Source organism: Methylobacterium sp. 4-46 (genome assembly GCF_000019365.1).
Taxonomy (GTDB): Bacteria; Pseudomonadota; Alphaproteobacteria; order Rhizobiales; family Beijerinckiaceae; genus Methylobacterium.
This window is the reverse complement of sequence record NC_010374.1, coordinates 1-20019: the sequence shown is the minus strand read 5'-3', so window position 1 is coordinate 20019 and position 20019 is coordinate 1. Positions and strand designations below refer to the sequence as shown.

Annotated in this window: 18 protein-coding genes; 4 read left to right on the top strand and 14 right to left on the bottom strand. The window is 59.2% G+C overall.

Features of this window, described 5'->3' with window-relative positions; translation table 11 throughout:
• The first annotated feature begins 337 nt into the window (after positions 1-337).
• A complete protein-coding gene (locus M446_RS34065) occupies positions 338-544 on the top strand; it encodes a hypothetical protein (RefSeq protein ID WP_012290100.1) in 207 nt (68 codons plus the stop codon).
• A gap of 290 nt (positions 545-834) precedes the next feature.
• Here M446_RS34065 and M446_RS36465 read toward each other — a convergent pair whose 3' ends face one another.
• The 3 genes from M446_RS36465 to M446_RS34060 all read right to left on the bottom strand — a co-directional run bounded on the left by M446_RS36465 (position 835) and on the right by M446_RS34060 (position 3856).
• Positions 835-1641, bottom strand: a complete 807-nt coding sequence (locus M446_RS36465) for a hypothetical protein (RefSeq protein WP_012290099.1) — start codon at positions 1639-1641, stop codon at positions 835-837.
• Entirely contained in the window at positions 1638-2975 is a 1338-nt protein-coding gene (locus M446_RS36460; protein ID WP_012290098.1) for an AAA family ATPase, read from the bottom strand. Before M446_RS36460 ends, M446_RS36465 begins: the two co-directional genes overlap by 4 nt.
• A gap of 329 nt (positions 2976-3304) precedes the next feature.
• Entirely contained in the window at positions 3305-3856 is a 552-nt protein-coding gene (locus M446_RS34060; RefSeq protein WP_012290097.1) for a recombinase family protein, read from the bottom strand.
• Between the two features lie 224 nt (positions 3857-4080).
• On the opposite strand from M446_RS34060, the gene M446_RS36455 reads away from it, so the two are divergent.
• Positions 4081-7647, top strand: a complete 3567-nt coding sequence (locus M446_RS36455; protein WP_012290096.1) for a class I SAM-dependent DNA methyltransferase — start codon at positions 4081-4083, stop codon at positions 7645-7647.
• 158 nt (positions 7648-7805) lie between these two features.
• On the opposite strand, the gene M446_RS34055 is transcribed toward M446_RS36455, so the two are convergent.
• The 8 genes from M446_RS34055 to M446_RS34025 all read right to left on the bottom strand — a co-directional run bounded on the left by M446_RS34055 (position 7806) and on the right by M446_RS34025 (position 15793).
• Entirely contained in the window at positions 7806-8738 is a 933-nt protein-coding gene (locus M446_RS34055) for a hypothetical protein (protein WP_012290095.1), read from the bottom strand.
• A 55-nt stretch (positions 8739-8793) separates the two neighbouring features.
• Entirely contained in the window at positions 8794-9123 is a 330-nt protein-coding gene (locus tag M446_RS37885) for a hypothetical protein (protein ID WP_043703286.1), read from the bottom strand.
• A gap of 788 nt (positions 9124-9911) precedes the next feature.
• Positions 9912-10529, bottom strand: a complete 618-nt coding sequence (locus M446_RS34045; protein WP_265576693.1) for an ArsR family transcriptional regulator — start codon at positions 10527-10529, stop codon at positions 9912-9914.
• A gap of 258 nt (positions 10530-10787) precedes the next feature.
• A complete protein-coding gene (locus M446_RS36445; protein WP_150108912.1) occupies positions 10788-12824 on the bottom strand; it encodes a hypothetical protein in 2037 nt (678 codons plus the stop codon).
• Between the two features lie 175 nt (positions 12825-12999).
• On the bottom strand, positions 13000-13308 hold the full coding sequence (locus M446_RS34030) for a hypothetical protein (RefSeq protein ID WP_012290091.1): 309 nt from the start codon (positions 13306-13308) through the stop codon (positions 13000-13002).
• 640 nt (positions 13309-13948) lie between these two features.
• The gene (locus M446_RS36435; RefSeq protein ID WP_012290089.1) at positions 13949-14194 is read right to left on the bottom strand and encodes a helix-turn-helix transcriptional regulator; all 246 of its coding nucleotides are present in this window, start codon (positions 14192-14194) and stop codon (positions 13949-13951) included.
• Between the two features lie 152 nt (positions 14195-14346).
• Complete coding sequence (locus M446_RS36430) at positions 14347-15555, bottom strand: hypothetical protein (protein ID WP_150108911.1); 1209 nt, start codon at positions 15553-15555, stop codon at positions 14347-14349.
• Positions 15548-15793: a helix-turn-helix domain-containing protein gene (locus M446_RS34025; protein WP_265576692.1), complete on the bottom strand. Its 246-nt coding sequence runs from the start codon at positions 15791-15793 to the stop codon at positions 15548-15550. The genes M446_RS36430 and M446_RS34025 overlap by 8 nt, the downstream gene beginning before the upstream one ends.
• A gap of 409 nt (positions 15794-16202) precedes the next feature.
• On the opposite strand from M446_RS34025, the gene M446_RS36425 reads away from it, so the two are divergent.
• Both M446_RS36425 and M446_RS34020 read left to right on the top strand, forming a co-directional pair.
• Entirely contained in the window at positions 16203-16469 is a 267-nt protein-coding gene (locus M446_RS36425; protein WP_012290086.1) for a hypothetical protein, read from the top strand.
• Positions 16470-16990: 521 nt separating this feature from the next.
• On the top strand, positions 16991-17488 hold the full coding sequence (locus M446_RS34020) for a hypothetical protein (protein WP_012290085.1): 498 nt from the start codon (positions 16991-16993) through the stop codon (positions 17486-17488).
• Between the two features lie 145 nt (positions 17489-17633).
• Here the strand turns inward: M446_RS34020 and M446_RS39420 are convergent, their stop codons facing one another.
• The 3 genes from M446_RS39420 to M446_RS34010 all read right to left on the bottom strand — a co-directional run bounded on the left by M446_RS39420 (position 17634) and on the right by M446_RS34010 (position 19978).
• Entirely contained in the window at positions 17634-17765 is a 132-nt protein-coding gene (locus tag M446_RS39420; RefSeq protein ID WP_012290084.1) for a hypothetical protein, read from the bottom strand.
• A 629-nt stretch (positions 17766-18394) separates the two neighbouring features.
• Positions 18395-19057 (bottom strand): AAA family ATPase, encoded by a 663-nt coding sequence (locus M446_RS34015; RefSeq protein WP_043703289.1) that lies wholly within the window; start codon positions 19055-19057, stop codon positions 18395-18397.
• A 114-nt stretch (positions 19058-19171) separates the two neighbouring features.
• Positions 19172-19978, bottom strand: coding sequence for a TIGR02391 family protein (locus tag M446_RS34010; protein ID WP_012290080.1), 807 nt, complete (start codon positions 19976-19978; stop codon positions 19172-19174).
• Positions 19979-20019 lie beyond the last annotated feature (41 nt).

Genomic DNA, 20019 nt, shown 5'->3' with positions numbered 1-20019 from the left:
GTCATCTCTCCGCCCCGATCTCTGCCGGATCTCACGAGGATGCCGAAAGGGGGGGGCCGGGTATCTTGGGGATATCCACGGAATATACTCCCAATATCGGGTGACACAGAACCCTCGTGGAGCCGCAGCATGTCAGGCCGCGATAGCCGGCACCGGCTCTGTCGCGGTCGGCCAGCGAGGGTCCTGACCATGCCGGCCGTCAGATGGCGTATACGGTCCTAGGTCTGCCTGGTCGACAGCTAGGGTCTGAACTCAACCAGCTTGACCGTGTGAAGGGCTGCTGAGGGTGAAGCGGACGTGTGCTTCCGAGCCCTAGCGCGTCTGCTATGCTGCCAAGATGCGCGCAGGCGAAACCGAACTTGAGATGGTCAGGCGGCACGTCGAGGAAGGTGCCGAGCACATCGCGAAGCAACGTGCGCTCATAGCTCGCCTCAGCGAGGATGGCTTGCCGACCCAAGAGGCAGAGGCGCTCCTCGTCACCTTCGAAGACCTCCAGCGCCAGCATGAGGACCACCTCGCGCGGACCTTGGCTAAGCAGGTGTGAGAGGTCCGCTCAGGGGCGGTAGCCGACACATACACGGTCAAGCTGATTGGGTTTTGACCCTAGTGCTCCAAATCTGCCTCTGGCACCCACCGCGAAGGGCTGCTTGCGACCCCACTCGGACATTCCAGCTGTGCTCACCCAATCTACGGTGCTGATCCTAAGCCGAGGTTCGGAACGCCCGCTTTAGGGCGGCATATAGCACTACCGGCTTTGGTCCTGATCTACGCCCTGCCGGGGCACCGGCCGCCGCGCCCGGACATGACACGCGCCGAACTCGCCGAAGGACCGAACTACCAGCTCAGCGCCTCGGGGATCTCCCCAAATAAATCCTCTAATTCATCGATCAGTACCGCTTGGCGCTTCATCTCGAACCAAACCGTTGGTTGACCCATCGATTTGATCCCCTGCGCCAACGCATTCAATTCTTGCTGTGAAGATCCAAGTGCTTTCTTATCTCTATATTCGTATAAACGAGCCCTGTATGAACCGTACGCTGTCCGCCTGGACTGTACGAGCACCTCCCTAATGTTTAGTGAGAGCAGCTGAATTGTGAACCCAGCCCTTAGATAATTAACTTCGTCCAAATCCTCGTTTGGCAGAAACATAAATGTGTCAATGAGATCCAGCTCAATATAGAAGAAAGGATCTTCAGTCCTAGGATTTATGAGCGCAGGGTACCCATGTGGCGGCGGAACAATTGGGTCATTAGGCTTGCGTGTTATTTCTATAAGAGCTCCGTTCTGGTCGATGATCGCGAAGCGACTACCCTTCGGGCTGTTGCAGGGGCCACATGCGTACAAATAGTTCAACCAAGAGAAAGTCAGCTCCGGATACAGATCTTTGGGTAATATATGCTCTACTTCATCAGCGTAGGAGTCTTCACAGTAACAACAACGTCTGTTGCCAGAGCAAATCTCGTCGAGAGCACCTCTAATTTCACGAAATGTCGGGTTAGTCCGCGTGTTGCTCGCCTTAAACAACGCTCTTGCGTGCTGAACCCTGTCTTCGTAAGCAGTTAGCTTGTCCACCTCGGACTGAAGACGTGCCAACCCCTCTAGTACGCGCTGGGTCAAGTGGCGGTCGGGCAGGCGGATCATTCGACCGGCAAGCCTGTGCGCTGCGCCACGGTGGAGGTAGTTGGAAGAGCGGCACGAAGATCATCCCGTTCGGTTCTTTCCTCGGCTGTGAGGGTGCCCTTGAGGGCCTTTCGGTTCAGGCGGGCTAACCGCTCCAGAAGCTCTCTCGACGCTTCCGACCGACCGATACCCTCTCCGAAAAACGTTGTATCGTATGCCTCTAATATATTTCCAAATATTAACCTGCGCAATGCATCACCTTCAACTTTAAGGCCTTGTTCATTTGTACCTGGGGTAGGTAATCTCCAAACACTGCCCTTTGTAGATGCTTGGCAAATAATCGGGCTGTGCGTTGTGACGAAGAACTGCATGTTTGGGAAGACGCGAAGCAGCCAGGGGCCAATCTTTCGTTGCCACGCAGGGTGCAGGTGAGCATCGATCTCGTCAATGGCCACGACCCCGGGGAGGTCGATCTCCATGCTTCCTTCGCGAATCCGACGTGTTACGCGGTCTGCTCCGTAAAACCTGACCAATTGTCTGATCAGCTCGAATGTCATACTGAGGACGGATCGATACCCATCGCTCAGTTGTTCGACAGTTATAATGGAATTATTACCATCTATGAATGAGATGTCCTGAGATGTTACCTTGTTCAACCTGGTGTTATGAGGTAAGAAACCGCTGCCGTTGATGAACGCGGTCAGGTGAGGTAGCAGCCCCCGGGTCAAATCGCCGGAGCGATCCGGGATCGGCTCCAAATCGAGAACATGCAGTTCCTTCAGCCACTCTAGGCACTCTGTCAGTGCAACATCTTCTCCAAACGCAGACAGATGAGGGGCTAGCCTCGGAGCTGTGAGGAAGAGACGGTCATAGTCTCTGTTCCCGCCCGTAAACCGCCTGTAGGGTCCGAACGACGCGGAGAACCAACCCGCTCCTTTACCCCACGGACCTCTTGAGAGAGGCCCCCCGGGGCCAGAGCCGGCGATCGAGTTGACCTGAACGGAGCTGGTGAAGCCTGCCTGCTCTATCACGAGTTCGACCCCGCCGCGTAGGCGATTTCCCTGCGGTCTGCGCCCTCCCCCGTCGAGACCATCCGTCTCAGGTTCGGCAAAGACGGCTAGATCGATGCGGGGGCCTTCCTGTCCCTCCCTGAGCCAGGAATTGAAGGGATACCTCAGAGCCTTTGCTTCGTTCGGGCCTGCCAGCGCGAGGGCCAGCGCCCTCACGAAGGTTGACTTACCAGCGCCGTTATCGCCCAGGATGACGTGCCACCCGGCATACTGATCTGGTGGCAATCTGATCGAGAAACTGTTGATCGAGCGGGCCCGCTCGATCCTCAACTCGGTGACGTACATCCGGGGTGAAACCTTCTCACGTACCAGCGGCGCAGGTCTAGCCTCTCCGCTACTCTAAATCGGGTACGATCGATCTCCGCAACGAGGCGATCGAACCCCTCGCGGTAGGACAGCCGCAACCGCTCGCGCCACTCGATTTAGGCGTCAGCGCCAGCTTCGCCGCGCGTCGCACAAATCGCAACCCTTCCGCATAAGTCAGTGCGGTGGGACCGCTAAAGCCCGCTATTGGCTCAATCCGGCCGCTCGGCATCCATCCGGCGAACCGCCGCTTCCCACCCTCAGCGGACCTCGCACATGGGTACCAAGCGTCAGACCTGATCCACTAGCGCCTAGACCTTCGCGCCGCCGAGGACGCGGTAGACGCTGGCCCGCCCGATCCCGAGGCGCCTGGCGATCTCGGCGGGGCCGAGCCCCTCTGCCTTGAGAGCCCGCACCCTCTCCACGTCAATCGAGGGCGGTCGGCCCTTGTAGACGCCTTCTGCCTTCGCCTTGGCGATGCCCTCCAGCTGGCGCTCTTTGCGCAGGTTGGTCTCGAACTCCGCAAACACGCCGAGCATGTCGAGGAAGGCCTTGCCGGCCGCCGTGCCGGTGTCGATCGGCTGCTCGGTGGCCTTCAGGGTGGCGCCCTTGGCCTTGAGGGTGCGCACCACATCCTGCAGGTCGCCGATGGAGCGGGCCAGCCGATCGATGCGGGTGATCACCAACATGTCCCCCTCGCCGATGAAGTCGAGGATGGTGGTGAGTTCGGCGCGGCCGTTGGTGCTGGTGCCGGAGGCCTTCTCGGCGCGGATCGGATCGCAGCCGGCGGCCTTGAGGGTGCCGAGCTGAAGGGCGAGGTCCTGGTCTGTGGTGCTGACACGGGCGTACCCGATGCGGGCCATGGGATGTCTCATTTGGTTCTAGACCGTCGCAACGTGACGTCTCGAAAACCGGAAAACAACCCTGTCAAGACGTGGAAAGCGTCTCACGGCTACGCCTCGGATGGGTATACCCATGAAAGACCGTGAGCCCGAACGGCTGCTCAGGGTGGGCGTCGGACGTTCTGACATGCGGCCGAGCACGTGAGGCATTGTCACGCCAGGACCTCGGCGGCTAGCTTGGCTTTATGTCGACCATCCAAACTGACACCAAAAAACTGGAAGCCTTGATCGCCGAAGCGAAAGCCTCGGGCGGCTCAGAGCGGGCCAACTATCAGATTTTCGTCATTAGCCTGTGTGAGGCGCTCGGCCTCGAACGCCCTGCAATGGCCAAAGAAGAAAATCAATATAACGATTACGTATTTGAGAGAACAATCACATTCAAACATCTGGATGGTAGCGTCACAAGCGGATTTATAGACTGTTACCTCCGAAATTCGTTTGTTCTCGAAGCCAAACAGTCACGCAAACGCCAAAAACTAAGACTCTCAGAAAACCAACTTTCGTTACTTCCGGAAGATGCGAAGCAATTCAAATCTGGACATGCGAAGCGTGGAACCCGCGGCTGGGACCAGATAATGGTTGCAGCGCGGAAACAGGCAGAGGATTATGCCAGAGCTCTACCCGTAGAGCACGGCTATCCACCTTTTCTCCTAGTAGTTGACGTTGGGAATGTTATAGAAGTTTTTGCTGATTTTTCCGGACAAGGTAAGAATTACGCCCACTTTCCTGACCGGCAATCCTACCGTATTTCTATGGATGATCTCCGTGAAGAGAGAATCCAATCACGATTGCGCGCAATATGGAAAGATCCTTTATCTCTCGATCCAACACGGATATCAGCTGAAGTTACACGCGACATAGCTGAGCGTCTCGCAAAAATCGCCAGACACCTTGAAATCAAGCATGATCCAAAAGATGTTGCCGAGTTTCTAATGCGTTGCTTATTTACAATGTTTGCTGAAGATGTAAAGCTTATACCTGATAAAGGGTTTTATAATCTTTTAGGAAAAATGAGATCGACACCAGAGAACTTTGTTGTTGCACTAGAAAGCCTATGGTCAGTAATGGATAGCGGAGGTTATGCACCTCATCTGAACGCTACGCTTAAGAAATTTAATGGTTCGCTTTTCAAAAAGCGGGTAGCACTCCCATTAGACAAAGATGACATCAATGAACTTTGGATCGCTGCCGACAAAGATTGGTCGGCTGTCGAGCCTGCTATCTTTGGGACTCTGCTTGAACGCGCGCTCGATCCTCGCGAGAGGTCAAAGCTCGGTGCCCATTATACGCCACGTATCTACGTGGAACGCCTGGTGATCCCCACAATTATTGAACCGCTGCGCACAGATTGGGAGTTAATTCAGGGGCAAGTAAAAGAATTACGTGATAAGGGCGATAATAACGGGGCTTTAGCAGTAGTAAAATCCTATCATCATAAACTCTGCACGATCCGAGTGCTAGACCCTGCTTGTGGAACCGGGAATTTCTTATACGTCAGCTTAGAGCTAATGAAACGCCTAGAAGGTGAGGTTCTAGAAGCATTAGAGAATTTAGGGGAAAATCAGGCCAGTTTTATTATGGAAGGCGAAACAGTTAGTCCGCGCCAGTTCTATGGTCTTGAGATTAATCCACGCGCCGTCCCAATCGCGGAGTTGGTTCTCTGGATAGGCTACCTTAAATGGCAACTTAAAACTTCAGGCCTAAGCTCGCTTGCAGAACCCATTCTGCATGCTTATGGCACTATCAAGCAGCAGGATGCTGTTATCGCTTATGACCGGCAAGAGGCGCTTCGAGATGCACAGGGGCGGCCACTTTCACGGTGGGATGGCGTAACGAAAAAACTACACCCGATCACTGGTGAAGAAATTCCTGATCCAGACGCGAATGTACCTTTGTTTTCATATGTAAAACTAAGGCAGGCTTCGTGGCCAAAAGCAGATTTTATAATCGGGAATCCCCCTTTTATTGGTAACAAGAGGATGATCCACCGACTGGGCGAGGGATATGCAACCGCCGTTCGGAAGGCGAACTCCAAAGTTGCAGACTCAGTTGATTTTGTTATGTATTGGTGGTGGAAGGCGGCCCAAGCAATAAAAACAGGTGAGACCCGCAGGTTTGGTTTTGTAACAACTTCTAAAGTTACACAGTCCTTCAATCGAACGGTTGTGGAGAGCTTTATTAAAGAAAACCCAAAATGTTCCGTCGTATTTACAATACCTGATCACCCATGGAACGATGATGATACATCGGCTGCCGTCCGAGTTGCATTTACAGTAGGAGAAATCGGAGAAAAAGAAGGTGTTCAACAACGAGTCATACAAGAAAATTCTGATGGTTCAGCTAAATTCTTGACAAGTGCGGGTCTTATATCCTCCAAGCTAGGCTTAACTAGGACGGTATCGTCTTATAAAAAGCTAACATCTAATTCTGGTTTATCACACCAGGGAGTTATCCCCTTAGGAGAAGGCTTTCGTCTTACAGGCAGCGAAGCGGCGAATTTAGGTTATCCGGATGGCGAGGCAGGGCACCTGATTAAGCCTTATAAAATTGGACGCGATTTGTTGCGCAGAGATCAAGGGCTGTATATAATTGATCTTTATGGTTATGAATGGAACGAAGTCAAAAAATCTTCCCAGAGGGTAGCCCAAATTGTGTTAGACCGAGTTAAGCCAGAAAGAGATCACAATCGTCGTCCAAGGCGAAAAGAACGCTTCTGGCTTTATGCGGATTCATGCGAAGATATGCGCCAAGGGCTCAAAAATGAGAAGCGTTACATCGCAACTTGCCGCACAGCGAAACATCGTGCTTTCGTTTTTTTGAGTGGAAACGTATTGCCTGACACAAAAATCGTAGCAATTACTATTGACCGTCCAGATATTCTTGCTGTTCTCAGCTCTCGCCTCCATGTTGCTTTTGCAATTGCGCAGGGCGGACGTCAAGGCGTAGGAAATGATCCCGTCTACCAGCACTCTGACACGTTTAACCCGTTCCCATTCCCTGAATTAAGCAAAGAGTTATCGAGTAAACTAAACGATCTTGGCGAAAGATTAGACGAATTTCGCAAGCATCGCCTCGCGGCACATTCATTCTTAACTATGACAGAAATCTACAACAATTTAGAGCGCCTGCGCGAGCTCGATAATGGCTGCGATGTTGTCCCACTGACTGAGTCTGAACTCGATGTGCACCAGGCTGGATTGATTTCTATTTTAAAAGAAATTCACGATGACATCGACCGCACTGTGCTGAGCGCTTATGGATGGGAAGATTTAATCCCTGTATTAGTCGGCAAGCCTGGCGCGACAGTTCCATCGCCCCATAAAACCGAGGAGCAGGAACAGGCAGAGGAGGAGCTCCTGGACCGGCTGTTCGCACTTAATCAAGAGCGCGCGGTAGAGGAAAAGAGTGGCTTGGTGCGCTGGTTACGCCCCGAGTATCAGACCACGAGACTCGGAGTGAAAGCGCCTAGAGCAGAGAGCGAGCATGTTGGCACGCTCGACATCGAGCTCCCTGAAGCGATTGACCGTTTGAAGTGGCCGACCGACGGTCTGGAGCAGATCAGACTAGTGCGCGACCTGCTTGCTAAGGCGCCGGCGCCCACACCGCCCGATGCTCTTGCCAACGTTTTTGACGGGAGAAACACCGCAAAGCGCCGCGGTCGCATAGCAGAGGTTTTGGAGACGCTCGTTGCTACTGGCCTCGCCCGAACTGGTGAGTATGAGGGACAACGAAGATACTTTTTGCCCAGATAGTGTGGGCCGCACTGGCCCTCGCTGGCCGAGAACAGAGAACAAGGACACCTACTCCTGCCGGGAGCTACGGCCCAGCTTTGGCCATCGGCCGGCACCATCAGGGCCGGCCGCTTCACTTGGTGCCGATCCGGTCCCGGCGCCGACGCCGCAGGCGCGCTTTAGGAGGCTGCGTCGGCTCCTTCCTTCCCACCATTGACCCGGCATATGTACACGTCGACGGTCTCGTGCTGCGGCTCCCGCCTCGGAGGTGCCCGCTCCAGATCAGCGAGCCGAGCGAGGGCGCCGTGCGGGGTGAGACCCTCTACCGGCACCCAACCCGGGACCTCTCCACCGACGAGAGCCGGGATCGAAAGGCTCTCAACCAGCGGGGGGACGTAGATGGGCGGCACTTCTTTGGCGTAGGTAATGCGGTCGAACTCGCCACGCTCGGCAATCTCACGCCCCCCACCAGACATTCCGGCGTGCCGCAGCCAGCCCGTGCTGCCCTTACGGACGATCTGCTGATCGAACTCGTCCGGGAAGGCGTCGTTCGTGCCAGGGCGCAGCCACTTGGTGATGCGATGCCGCCGGACTTCCCTGCGAGGCTGACGCGGGACGCTTCGGAATGCCTCGATAGAGGGGATTGGCGGGCCGTCCGCTCGTTGCACTTGGCGAGCCGCCTCGATTGCGAGCTCGGCTTCCGCCCAGGCCCGGATGATGGCGCGGGCGCCGACCGCCATCGCAGCGAGCTGCTGGCGCGCAGTCTCTTCGAACACGCTCCGGAGGCGTTCGGCCTCGGCCCGCCTGTGCTCGATCTCAGTGACGCGCAACGCTTCGCGGGCGTCCGCCACCTGCCGCGACAGCACGTCGACTGCGCGGCGCGCAATGTCGCGGTCGACCTCCGCGTCGTCTTGCACCCGGCGAGCTGCGAGCGCGGCCTCGCGACCCTCGCCGAGGGCAGCCTCATACCTGGTGCCGGCGTCGCGCACGGCCGTCTCGGCGCCAGCGAGATCCCGCTCGGCTGCCCGATGCCTAGCCTCAAGCTCGGAGATAATGTCAGCGCCGCTGCGAAGCGTAATAACGGCCGCAGTCTGCAGATTGGATTTGGGCATGAGATGCTCAACTCACATGAGGAAAGTGGAAAGCCAAAAGACGGGCTCTGAGAGGCTAGACCTGCGGTTTAGACTGGAGGTCAGCCGATAAGACGTCGGCGAACGAGCGCTCGGACTCTGACTGGGAGACCGGCAGGCCCTCGGATCTGTCCGGCATCTTCGCCGGCAGATCTGCCGTGATCAGGGCCGCCAGGGACCGCTCGGCCGATGACCATCGGGAACTGGGATCGTGCGAACCCTTCGGCTGCGCTCCGCGAGTTGAGGGCGCGCGCCGCCCCAGCTCCGCCACCACGAACGCAGCAAACAACTGCTCGGCCGAGTAGCCGGACTTCGGCGAGGCCGCACCGCCCATACTGGGCGAAGCTGTGGCGGCTTTGCGCTGCATGGGTGCAGTCGCGACACCTGCTCTGGGCGTGCCATCGCGACCGGCAGAGGTCTGGCCTGCAGGTGGGTTAGGCTCGGCCTTCCGTAAGGAGCGAGCAGGATGGGACATGGCAGGTGCGGCAGAGGTAATTCCGCTTTGCACGCCACCGCTGCCGGCCGCTCTTTGCTCAGACCAGAGTTTCTGCACCCGCCCGTTGAAAGCCTGGTGCAAGACATCGCCCGCTGGGGGATCAATCTCTGTCATAGGTCTCGGTTGTCGGGTTAGCGGGTGCACGAGCACCTGCGGGCATCGCAGAAACTGCGACGCTCAACACCACCATCCCCGACCTGGGTAAGCTAGGTCGAAACTCCAAGTGAATTCGGCGGATTTGCGCCCTAACCAGACGATTGACGATGATGGGGCCTCGTGCGCGCGTGTCTGCGATACGCATCCGGCCTCCGGTCGTCTCCTGCGTCGCGCCGAGAACGCTGTCGTGCACCCATTGGAAGGCTCGGAAGGCTGCGGAAGGCCAGGCTTCACGTCCCGAATGCCCCTCGGTCCGATCTAAGATGTTGATGTGCTTGGATTATTTGTGGGGCTGGAAGCCTTGGAGGCTGCGGAGGGCTTCTAGCCTTGTCTCTATAATTCCCTCTCCCCCCTTTATCTCTCCCCCGGTCCCCCTAACCACCCGATCCGCACGCCCTCCGGGGGCTTCCCGGGCGGTCAGCTTTCCCTTTCATTCTTCTATTTTCTCCCGATAAAAGAAAAAACAGCCTTCCAAGCCTTCCAAATGCCGCCTAATCAAAGGCTTAGGGCGAATGTTGGCCTTCCATCAGCCTTCCATGATGCGGGGTACTCTCGTCGGGTAGCGGCTCATCATACTGCGCCGCTGTCTTAGCAACCGCTGTGAGCGCGGCTGCCTGCTCCTCGCGGATGCGCCGGCCGAGCGCGCGCAGAGCCTTGCGCAGGCCGTGATCACCCTCGCGGGCCTGGACCTCGGCGAGGCTATCGGCCTCCTGCGACAGGAGATCGAGCGAGCGCGTAAGCGCCTCCCCGCACGCGGTGACGGCGGCGACGAGGCGGTCGCGCCGGACCAGCGCGCCGCGCAGCTCGTCGACCTCCAGCCGGCGCTTCTCGACGTCGTACCAGGCGCGCCGCCGTGTCGCTTCGTCATAGCTGTCGTCCGCCGACCGCATCAACTCGACCGACTTGGGCGCTTGCGCCTTACTCGGATCGCCGTAGCGCTCGCGGAGCAGATCATACATCGCCGAATTGACCCGACGCACCCGGCCCCGTGCGTCGCGCTCGACCTCAAGATTATGTCGCTCGCATAGCCGCTTGATATGCAAAGATACTGTCGGTTTCGAGATTTTATCGCGCTCTGAGAGCTCTGATACTGTCAAGAACACTCCGTCCTGTTTGATCATGGGAGGCCGATTGGGATCTGTTTGCATCGTTAGCCCTGATTTTGAGTCTGCGTTACTAGAAAATTCGGGGGTGCTTGTCGCCCGCGAGTCCTGTAGGAGGCCGGAAGGACCCGAGGCGCTTCCCAGGAGACGGCGCGCCGGATCCCCGCCAGTGGCCGCCACCATCGCCCAGTCCCTTCCTGCAATCCCGTGTGGAAGGCGTGCGGTCCTGGGGGAGTGAAGGGGAGCGGGGAGAGAGGAACCCTGGCCGAAGCCAGGTCATGTCAGCCTGCGAAGTTCCCAGACGGTCTTGCCCGAGTGCCTGGAGCGGGCATCAATGCCGCGATCGCGCAGGGCCGGAGCGATGCGGGTGAGGGCGGTTCCGAGGGCCTGCGCCGTCTTAGGCCAGGTGTAGCCCCGCCGAACCTCATCCTTGGCCCACTTCGGATCAGACAGTGCCTCCAGGAGTTCGGTCGGGGTGCCGGTCCACTCGCCCTCGGGCAACTCGCCCATCATCGCCACGACAGCCAGGGCAACCGGGTTGTTGCCGAACGCGGTGCTCGACAGCTCACTCAGCATGGCTCGGTAGGCGCCAAACAGGGCATCACCGTCGAGGCCGAGCCCTGGCGCTGCGGCGACCATGAAGTGCGCGAACCAAGCCATGCGAGGCGGGTTCTTGAGCCGAACCTCGGGCATCCGGCGCAGACCGGTGCTCATGGCCTCGAGGAAGGCGCCGAGGACGTGCGGGAGAACCGCCTCCCAATCCTGCTTGATATCGACCGAGGTCCGCCGCTCGCCGGCCGGCACTGGCCGCAGCCGCACGGTTACGGAGCGGTCCGCGAGGTCGGCCCGCTCGGCGAGGGCGGGGATGCCATTGAGGATCACCGGCCGGGTTGCGTCGAGGATGGTGAGTTCGCTGTTCGTGTGCATTGAACGCTTCGCCATCTGGCCGCCAGTTGACAGCATGCAGAGGCAATCGCTCATCCAGCCCTCGACCTTCGATAGATTGTCGAAGGCCACGACATGCGTGTGCTGTGCAGTCACGAAGAGGTCGCGGTCCTCACTCGGCGGCGACAGGATCGAGGCCGCATGCGGATCCACGATGGACCGCAGCAGCCGGGTCAGGGTGGACTTACCCGTCCCTTGCTCGCCGTTCAGGACCAACAGCGGGAACTCATCCGACGCGCACAGCGCTGCCAGGGTCCACGCGATGATGAGGTGGAGGTCGGTCTCGGTTCCCACGTTGACGAAGGGGGCCAGCATCTCCGGCAGGCTGTTATCCGAGGCGAACTCCGGCTCCGGCATCGGCTGCAATCCCTCCGGCCGCACGAAGGGCAGGCTGTGGCTGTCGAGAATGCGCACCTCCCGGGCGCCGACCTCGACGGCCCGCCAGCGGGCGCATCCGAGGTCGAGGTAGAACTTCCCGTCCTGCCGACCGACACGCAGCCATTCCTTTCGCTGCGGCCCGTACGCGATGGCGCGCGCCTCGAGGAGGCCAACGACCTCCTCCAGGTTCGATTTCGAGGGGATGCGTCCGGTCGCCTCGTGCGCGCGCAGGCGCATGTACCGGGCAAAGGCGTCGGCCCGCAGCCGCCAGTTCTCGCGGTGGCCCATGGGCATCGGGATCGAGGCATAGGCATCCTTCTTCGGGGTGTGCCAGAGCTCGAACTCCTCGGCGATAGCCAGGAGGGTATCCTGCATGGATGGGCGGCCCGGGCCACGCTTGCCCTCGTCCTCGGCGGGCGCCTCGGTGGTCGGTGCTGCGGCCTTGGGGGAGATGGGAGCCGGCATCGGGCCCTCGGGCCGCCCGATCGGCCCCGCGTCCGCCACGAGGCTCCGGACGCGGTCCTGCGTCCATCCCTCCGCCAGAGCATCGGCAGCATCCCAGCCGTCGCCGGCTCCGGCGGGCGGCTCGATCTGCGCAACCGAGGCGGCGCCGGCCGCGAGGATCAGCCTCGCGGCGGCCGAGGCGTACTCCAGGCCGGGCGCATCAGCGTCAGGCCAGACCACGACGCGCCGGCCTTGGAGAACGCTCCAGTCGGCCTTGCCGGCGGACTTGCTGCCGTTCGGGCTCGTGACCCCGACGCACTCGGGCACCAGCTCGCGGATTGCGTCCGCCGCCTTCTCGCCCTCGCACAGGACCACGAGCGCGTCTGGGCGGGCCGCCAAGCGGTCGAGGCCGTAGAGCGGCCGGGGATCGGGCCACGCCTTCCACTTCCACTTGAGGGTACCGGTGGCGACCTCGCGGAACAGGGTCAGCGGCTGATAGGTCTTGCTCCCATCGGGTCGGACGAAGCGGCAGGCGTAGCCCAGCACCTCGCCGCTCGCGTCGGGATACGTCCACTGTGCGACCGGCTCGCCGTGGGTCGGATGCCATTTGAATGGGGCGGGAGCGTCCTTCGGCACGGGCGCGACGGGCAGGAACCTATCCGACAAGGGGCCCTTGCCCGCATCCTTCGGGGTCCCGGCCGAGAGCGGGGCAAAGGGAGCACTACTCATACGCGTCTACGCCCAGCATCTCGGCGACGCTGCGGGCCGCCGCATCCTGTTTCAGGTCAAAGAGGAAGGCGGCGAGCGCGATCAGGTCACCGCCCTTATCGCCGGTGGCGAAGTCACCCCATCGCCCCGATCCGAGGTTGACCTTGAAGCTGCCCGGCCGACTGTCGGAGCGCTTCGGGTTCCGGGCAACCCACTCCCGCCCCTCGCGGCGGCCGTCCGGGAGCCACCGCGTCACGATCGCATCGGCGCTGGTTAGCGCCGCCGAGGCGATCCGTGCGAATGCCACCTGACGTCGCTTCACCGCGCACCGTCCCGGCCAGAACGGCAACGCTCGATCGAGGCTTGGGCAGCTGCCGAGATCTCCAGCCAACCCTGAGCATCGAATGCTCCCGGAGCCAGTGCGTGGAGGAGCCGCATGACAACGGTGCCGTGTGAGATGCCGTAGAGCGTCGCAAGGAGGCCGATGAGCCCACACCCCGCGAGCCTGCGTGAGCTCCGCACAGGAGAGCTGCCCTGAGCCGAGGATGCAGGGAATGCGTCAGGGTCGATCCACCAGCTATCACCGGCGACGGTGACCCGAGCGCGATCAACACGCAGCCGGAAAGTCGATCGGCGTCCACGCCTCCCGAGCGCGGCATGAAGGATCACGGCTCGGATGTCGGTGGAGAGCTCATCCAAGATCTCTGACAGGCGCTGTCGGCCAGCGAAAATGGCCGTAGGCACTAGCTCGGAAGAGCTCGCAACCTGTCCTTGCATATCCAGATCGTAGCCTGTCACCTTGTAGGGAGACTCGGCGCGGGTGCAGTGAGCCACACGGAGGCCACCACCAAACCCGTGGTGGTGAACCTTCTCGCAGTATTCACACCATACATCGGTGCCTACAGGCCGAAAATCGGTTCCAATGCGTCTTGCGCGCAACCTCGGAGTGGGACGCTCTGCCATTACAGAAGCCCTCCCGTTTCCGACATCGAGTCATAGCCCCCCTGATCGGGAGAGACGGTGCGCGTCCTTATCCAGGCAAGAACATCACCGTGGCGATATCGAACAGCCTTGCCAGCCTTGAAGTAAGGCGGCCCAAACCCACGGACTCTCCAAGCCTGCAATGTTCGAGCAGAGAGACCGACGATCTCTGCCGCTTGCACTTCGTTCAGCAGGCCCCCAGTTTCAATACTCGGACCGTCAACCATCATCAGTCACCGTCGCTTGAATACGATGGTGTGACATTCGCGGACGGCACGGACTCGATCCAGATCGCAATGCAGAGCCAGCCACACCCTCTTTTCACTTCAGCAGAAAAGAGGGTGGTAGGCAGGGCTATTGCACGCTGCAGAGTGTCAGATCAAATATCCAGTGAAGCTTTCTTATTGAAGTGAAACTCCTCATAAATTTTTCGCATTTCTAATTTGTCTTTATCTAGAGCCATATGGTACCTAAGATGAAACTCTTGGGAGGCCGATTCATCACCTGCGGCCTCTCGCTCAAGGATGGAGATAATATTCAACTTCCAGCGGTTAAGTTTTAAATTGAATTCTTCGCATGTCAAGAACCGGACGGGATTGGATCCCGACGGCAATACGCCCTTGATTTCAGAGTCAAATCTGCACCAATCAGGCAGTGTTTCTTCTTTCCTCAGCGCTGTTTTGATTTGACTATCGAAGTTTTCTTTATGCGACCCCAAACTTCTGCTGGCCGATTTAACAAATCGTTCAAAAATATCACTATTGGTTGGCTTTCGTCCCGTCAACGTATTCCACATGATGCCGCAGCTAATTACGAATGATACCCACCATGTATGCTCGCCTCTTCCTGGTTTAATCATGGAAGTAATATCATTATCTACTTTTTCAAGCATTTCACACAGTAGCCTGACGCACTCAGTGAGATAATATTTGTCGTTTCTTCTTTCAATTCCCCTGCCGAACAGTTTTACCTTGTCTAAATATAAATCCTTTGGTCCAAAGTTTTTGGATTTTTGCATGATTTGCAAAGCTGTCTCAGCACTTCTTAGTGATAAACCTAAACTACTCTGCAGGTCAACAAGATCATTGAGTACCGATTTGTTATTTTTATTGTACCTAGCAGCCGCCAGATCGTCGTATGCTAACCCGACCGCTCTAGATAACGAAATCCTGATATATTCGAATGGGCACACATATTCTATGAAGTCACCGTTCTTGTGTCCTATATTCCTCAATTCTTCTTTAGAAATAATAGTGAGCTTGATAATGTTTCTCTTTCTGCCTTCATTAATGTAAAGATCACCGTCCATCAAAGCGCATATGAAGTTATCTATATCTAAACAAGGTGCTGGTTTTTGCCAAGGATGCCAATAACGACTAGTTTCTACATGCTGACCAGATCGAAATTTATCTATTTTCCTACGCCTCTCGATTTTTTTAGTGAACAAATATATCATGGCTTCTTGAGTGTTTAAAATATTGGGAGCCTCGTGTGTTAAAGTTCTTAATTCCTGGCGATCAGAAAAACTGATATAATCGTGTTTGTCAGCTTGCTCTTTTGGAAGCATGTCGTTCGGAAATCTACGCACGGTCCATTTCCTTGAAGCGCCGCACGCCAGGGCCGCCGGCCCCGTCGGCCGAGATGAAGATCACGCCGGCCGTCTCTAGAGCGCGCCGCACGTCAGCGAGCGTGCGCGCGTAGGGCGCACGGGTGCCAGCCTCAAAGGCAGAAAGGGTCGAGGCTCCGACCCCGGAGTGCTTCGCCAGATCCTCTCTGGACCAGCCGATCAAAGCGCGCGCAGCCCGGCATTGATCAGGCAGCAGCACGACTCCGCTCGGTTGCATCGTGACCACCCGTCGCCTTTTCGTTCACTTTGCCGAAAAGCACTAGCCCGACAAAAAATCAACCTCTGAAACAGAAATGGGATTGGGGAGGCGCGCGCTAAATTTAGCGCGGTATGAAACAAACTTATCCAGCTTGACTATCGTATCAAGTTTTTTAGGGGGCACGCGAGCTAAATTTAGTTCGGTACGTGAACTAAATTTGGTTCAGAGATCAGAATATTGGTGCCGGATCTAACCGTTAAACGAGGTATATTCAGAAATAACTATGGACCATGTGAGTGTCTGTGTTAGTTAAACGCCGCTGAGAGCCGGAGGCAGACTTCAAGCCGACACGAGCCTCCTACATAGATAGCTACTTTGTGCCCTGGATGTCGTTCTTTGGAGGTGTCGAGTGCTAGTCCTCGGAGCAGGAAACTCACCAACGGTCGAGGGTACCTCGATCCGTTCACTCGTTCCCCTGACCATTCTGGTTGACAAGGCCGATCGCGCCCGGTTGCGCCACCTGGCCGTCGACGAGAACACGTCGGTGCAGCAGCTCGGCCTTGAGGCGTGGAGCACGCTCCTCGCGCGCTATGATCAAGCTCCTATGAGCCGCGTGAAAGCGACCGGTCGCTCGCATCAGGCCCGCCGCGACAGGAACGGCGTGGCCCGCGTTTGACCTTCAGTCCCGCTTCGGGCCTGATGCGCGATTAGGCGTTCGGCAGTCCCGCCGAGTCGCCACTTAGGAGACCACCGCCGCCGCAGTGAGACCCTGAAAAGCCAACGGCCCCACTCCTTGCCGGGAGTAGGGCCGTGGAGCCGCCGAAGCGGCGATATCGAAAAGCTCGTCGCTCCCGATATCGCCAGACACTCCCTCGGGAGTCAAGCCGGAACCCGCGTCCGGCAACGGTGAGGCTTTGCCTGGAGACGGACCATCACATGGTGCGTCCGATCGATCTGCCGCGGCCCGATGAGGGCTGAACGATGTTGCACGTCTCGAGCGCAGGGCAGGTCCCCACAAGGGGCCGCCCCCTCCCGCCGGAACGCCGCTCACGCGGACCTTGGGCACCGGTCGCGGCGGGGCCATACAAGCTGCCTCGGGGGGTCCAGGATCGCCTCACAGGGGCGCTGGCGGGTTTCCGTAACCGGGAGGCGGCCTTCGCCTTGGCAGCCTTCCTAGGGCGGTTCTGGAGCACACCCATGCGGCTCCTGACGGCCTTCCCAATCGATCGGAGGGCGCTCGCCGAGCACGACGCCCTCGGCCTCACGGAGGCACGGGTACGGGGCGCGATCGGTGCCTTGGTCGAGGTCGGGTTCCTCGCCCGGTACGAGCCGGACACCGGCAAGCGATACCAGCGCACGGAGGAGGGGCTGCACCGCCGGCCGATCTTGTTCCGGTTTGGGGAGGAGTACGGCCTGGCCTTCACGCAGGCCAATGCGCGGGCTCAGGCCGCCCGTGGCGTCCCGGCGCCAGCTCGCCGGTCCATTTCCCGTTCGGAGCCGCGTCCGGCCGTCCAGGGCAATCCTACGAGCCGCACACCCCTCAACGTTTCCGGGGAGCCTCGGCCGCTCGCTCAACTCGCCCATAATCAAAACCTAGGCGGAAGCCGTCTGCTTATGGGTGAGCAGAATCCGGCAGAGACCGCTTCGCCGCTCGAGGCAGCCCTGGAACGGCTACGGAAGGGTGTTCTGTCCTGATCCCAGAGCGGCCAGCGGCACCGAGGCAGAGCTGCCGAGAACGGCAGGACCGCTTTGCCGTCGCGCCAGGCCGAGATTCGTAGAGAGCGGTTGAGATTCGCGCGCCTCAGCGCCATGCGGCCAGCACTTCTAATTGTGGCGGCTGTTACTCCAGCACGGCGGCAAGATCGATGTCGCCATATCCCTTCGGCGTGAGCACCTCGATTACGAGATCCGTGACTGACACCTTGCGCTCGACCGCTTTCAGTTTGAGCGCGGTCCAGACATGCTCAGGCACCTCTAGGCGCCGCGGCGATCGGCGCCGGCGGGTGCTACGGTGAGAGGGCGAGCGAACCCACTGTCGGCGCCGCCCTCGATCAAGCGCGCGAGGTCCTCAGAATTGGCCCGCGGGTGGGGAGTGCGGTCGAGTTGCAGCTCGGGGGACCCCATCGCCATCGGAACTGCCCCCTCTGCGCCTCGACGGCTCGGCACAGCGAACAGGCCCATAGCTCCGCAGGACGACCCGGCTATCAGAGGGCGCAGTTGTGCACCGACGCGGGCACCAAATAGATATGCGCCGGATATCCGGCCCATACGCATTTAATACCGTTACGGTATTCGTAAGGCGTCTCGCGGAGGTGCTGCCGATCTCTATCTGCCGTCCCGCTCAAGCTTCTCTGCAATGGCCTGCAAGATCCAGGTGTTCCGAGGCAACTTCACTGCGCTGGCCTCCCGAGCGCGTTCGAGCCGGTCAAACAGGTCGCCAGGTGGAAATTTCAGAGGGTGCTGCGGAGCCTTGCCGGGCCTCTCCTCGGCCGAGCCAGTTGGGACGCTGCCTCCCTTCTGAATGAAGGCGTCGACATCGTGGGCCGGCTTTGGAGCGGGGCGGACGGGGCGTGCGGTGAGGGCCATGCTCAAGCTCCTGCCTTAATGTCTGTTGGATATTGCAGGGATATCGAAGAGATACCCGAACAGGGCTGCGATCTCCTCGCTGGCCTTGGGGTCCTGTGGTCTCAGCTCAGTTACGGCTAGGCCCGACGCTGCGGCGTTCGCGTAGGCCTTCCGGGTCCCGAGAGCAGCGGGAACGAACTCCAAGGCGGGCTTCGTACGGATCAGTTCGGCCGCCTCCGCATTCTCGTTTCCGCGCGCATCGGCGCGGTTGATGAAGGCGAGGGCCCGCAGGGACGGGTTCACGGCTCTTGCTTCGTCGACGAGCCCGGCGACCTTATCCAGGGTCCACACGTCGAACGAGCGTGGAGCGAACGGCACGAGGTAGGTTTGGCAGACCGACAGGGCGGCCCGCTGGCTCACCGTGTCACGCCCGCCAGTGTCGATAATAACGTGCGCGTGCTTCGGGGCGAGCCGCTGCACCCCGGTTCGGACCGCGGGGCCGGTGAGGGCGACGCAAGTGTACCCAGCGCCACCAGGCCTTGTCGCCTCGCGCAGGTTGGTGAAGTCGGTCGAGGTTTCCTGATCGTCAGCGTCGACCAAGAGCACATCGCGCCCCGCAGCCGCGAGCATGATGGCGAGGTTCGTGGCGACGGTCGATTTGCCCGACCCGCCCTTGGTCCCGCCAACGACGGTAATCATGTGGCTGCTCCCGATATGCAAATCATACCGAGAGGATATCTCCTCCATCCCCGGTTGCCGTCCGGTTAAGATCGAGCGGATGCCTGCAGGAGATCGAGGGCGCTTGAGGTGCGCCTAAGCGCGACGCGGCATCCAACAGGCGTCCAGCCGGCGATGGATCAGGGAGACGAGTGTCAGCAGATCCTCGGCGTCAGCTTTCTGCATAGCCCAGCGGACCCGAGCCTCGTGCGCAGTGACGTTGCGGAACATGCCAAAGGCACCTTTGACGAGGTTCGCAAAGCCGCGCTGCTCACTCTTCTCGCTGTCGCTGCTCAGGTCATTGATCGCCAGCAGAGGCGGGTCTCCGCACAAGGCGCGATCCACAAGCGGACCCCCATCCTCCGTTAGGCCAGTGCGCGAGCGAAGCTTGTCGGCAACGCTCTTCGTCGCTTCTAGAACTGCATGGAAGTAATTGTCGGCCAGCAACTCGGCACGGCAGAACGCTAGCACGTCCGGGTGTATCCCGCGGCCCGCGAGATCAGCTCGCAGATCCCGCGCTCGCCGCTGCGCCTCGGTGAGTGTCTGCGCCTTGTCTACGGAGCGCAGGTTACCCCCCTCGTCGACTTCTATGCCGGCAAAGGCGAGCGCATTATTGAGGTTGGCTCGCAAGGGCTCGTAGTGCCCGGGCGTGCGCACAAAGCGTTCGGGTCGCATCGCTTTCCGGATGAAGGCCAGCACAGCGCGCCGGCTTTGCGTCGCGTTCTGATGCGCGGCGAAAGCGTTGTAGAGGCGGTGTCGCTTCGAAAGAGCCGGGGACGTATCCTCCATCCTGCAGCTCGAAAGCATGAAGGCGATGTCTGAGTGCGACAGGCCCTCACTCGTATCGCCCAAGGCTGCCGCTATGGCTTCCAACTCGCTTTGCCTAAAGCACTTCTCTGCCATGCTCACGCCGCTCCGGCAGCCTCCAGCGAGGGGTGAAAGAA

Coding starts and splice junctions, on each gene's coding strand:
- M446_RS36465 (WP_012290099.1), bottom strand. CDS start 1,641: ATGATCCGCCTGCCCGACCGCCACTTGACCCAGCGCGTACTAGAGGGG.
- M446_RS34045 (WP_265576693.1), bottom strand. CDS start 10,529: ATGATCAAACAGGACGGAGTGTTCTTGACAGTATCAGAGCTCTCAGAG.
- M446_RS36435 (WP_012290089.1), bottom strand. CDS start 14,194: ATGGTTGACGGTCCGAGTATTGAAACTGGGGGCCTGCTGAACGAAGTG.
- M446_RS34010 (WP_012290080.1), bottom strand. CDS start 19,978: ATGGCAGAGAAGTGCTTTAGGCAAAGCGAGTTGGAAGCCATAGCGGCA.
- M446_RS34055 (WP_012290095.1), bottom strand. CDS start 8,738: ATGCCCAAATCCAATCTGCAGACTGCGGCCGTTATTACGCTTCGCAGC.
- M446_RS34020 (WP_012290085.1), top strand. CDS start 16,991: ATGCGGCTCCTGACGGCCTTCCCAATCGATCGGAGGGCGCTCGCCGAG.
- M446_RS34060 (WP_012290097.1), bottom strand. CDS start 3,856: ATGGCCCGCATCGGGTACGCCCGTGTCAGCACCACAGACCAGGACCTC.
- M446_RS36460 (WP_012290098.1), bottom strand. CDS start 2,975: ATGTACGTCACCGAGTTGAGGATCGAGCGGGCCCGCTCGATCAACAGT.
- M446_RS37885 (WP_043703286.1), bottom strand. CDS start 9,123: ATGCAGCGCAAAGCCGCCACAGCTTCGCCCAGTATGGGCGGTGCGGCC.
- M446_RS34065 (WP_012290100.1), top strand. CDS start 338: ATGCGCGCAGGCGAAACCGAACTTGAGATGGTCAGGCGGCACGTCGAG.
- M446_RS34015 (WP_043703289.1), bottom strand. CDS start 19,057: ATGATTACCGTCGTTGGCGGGACCAAGGGCGGGTCGGGCAAATCGACC.
- M446_RS36455 (WP_012290096.1), top strand. CDS start 4,081: ATGTCGACCATCCAAACTGACACCAAAAAACTGGAAGCCTTGATCGCC.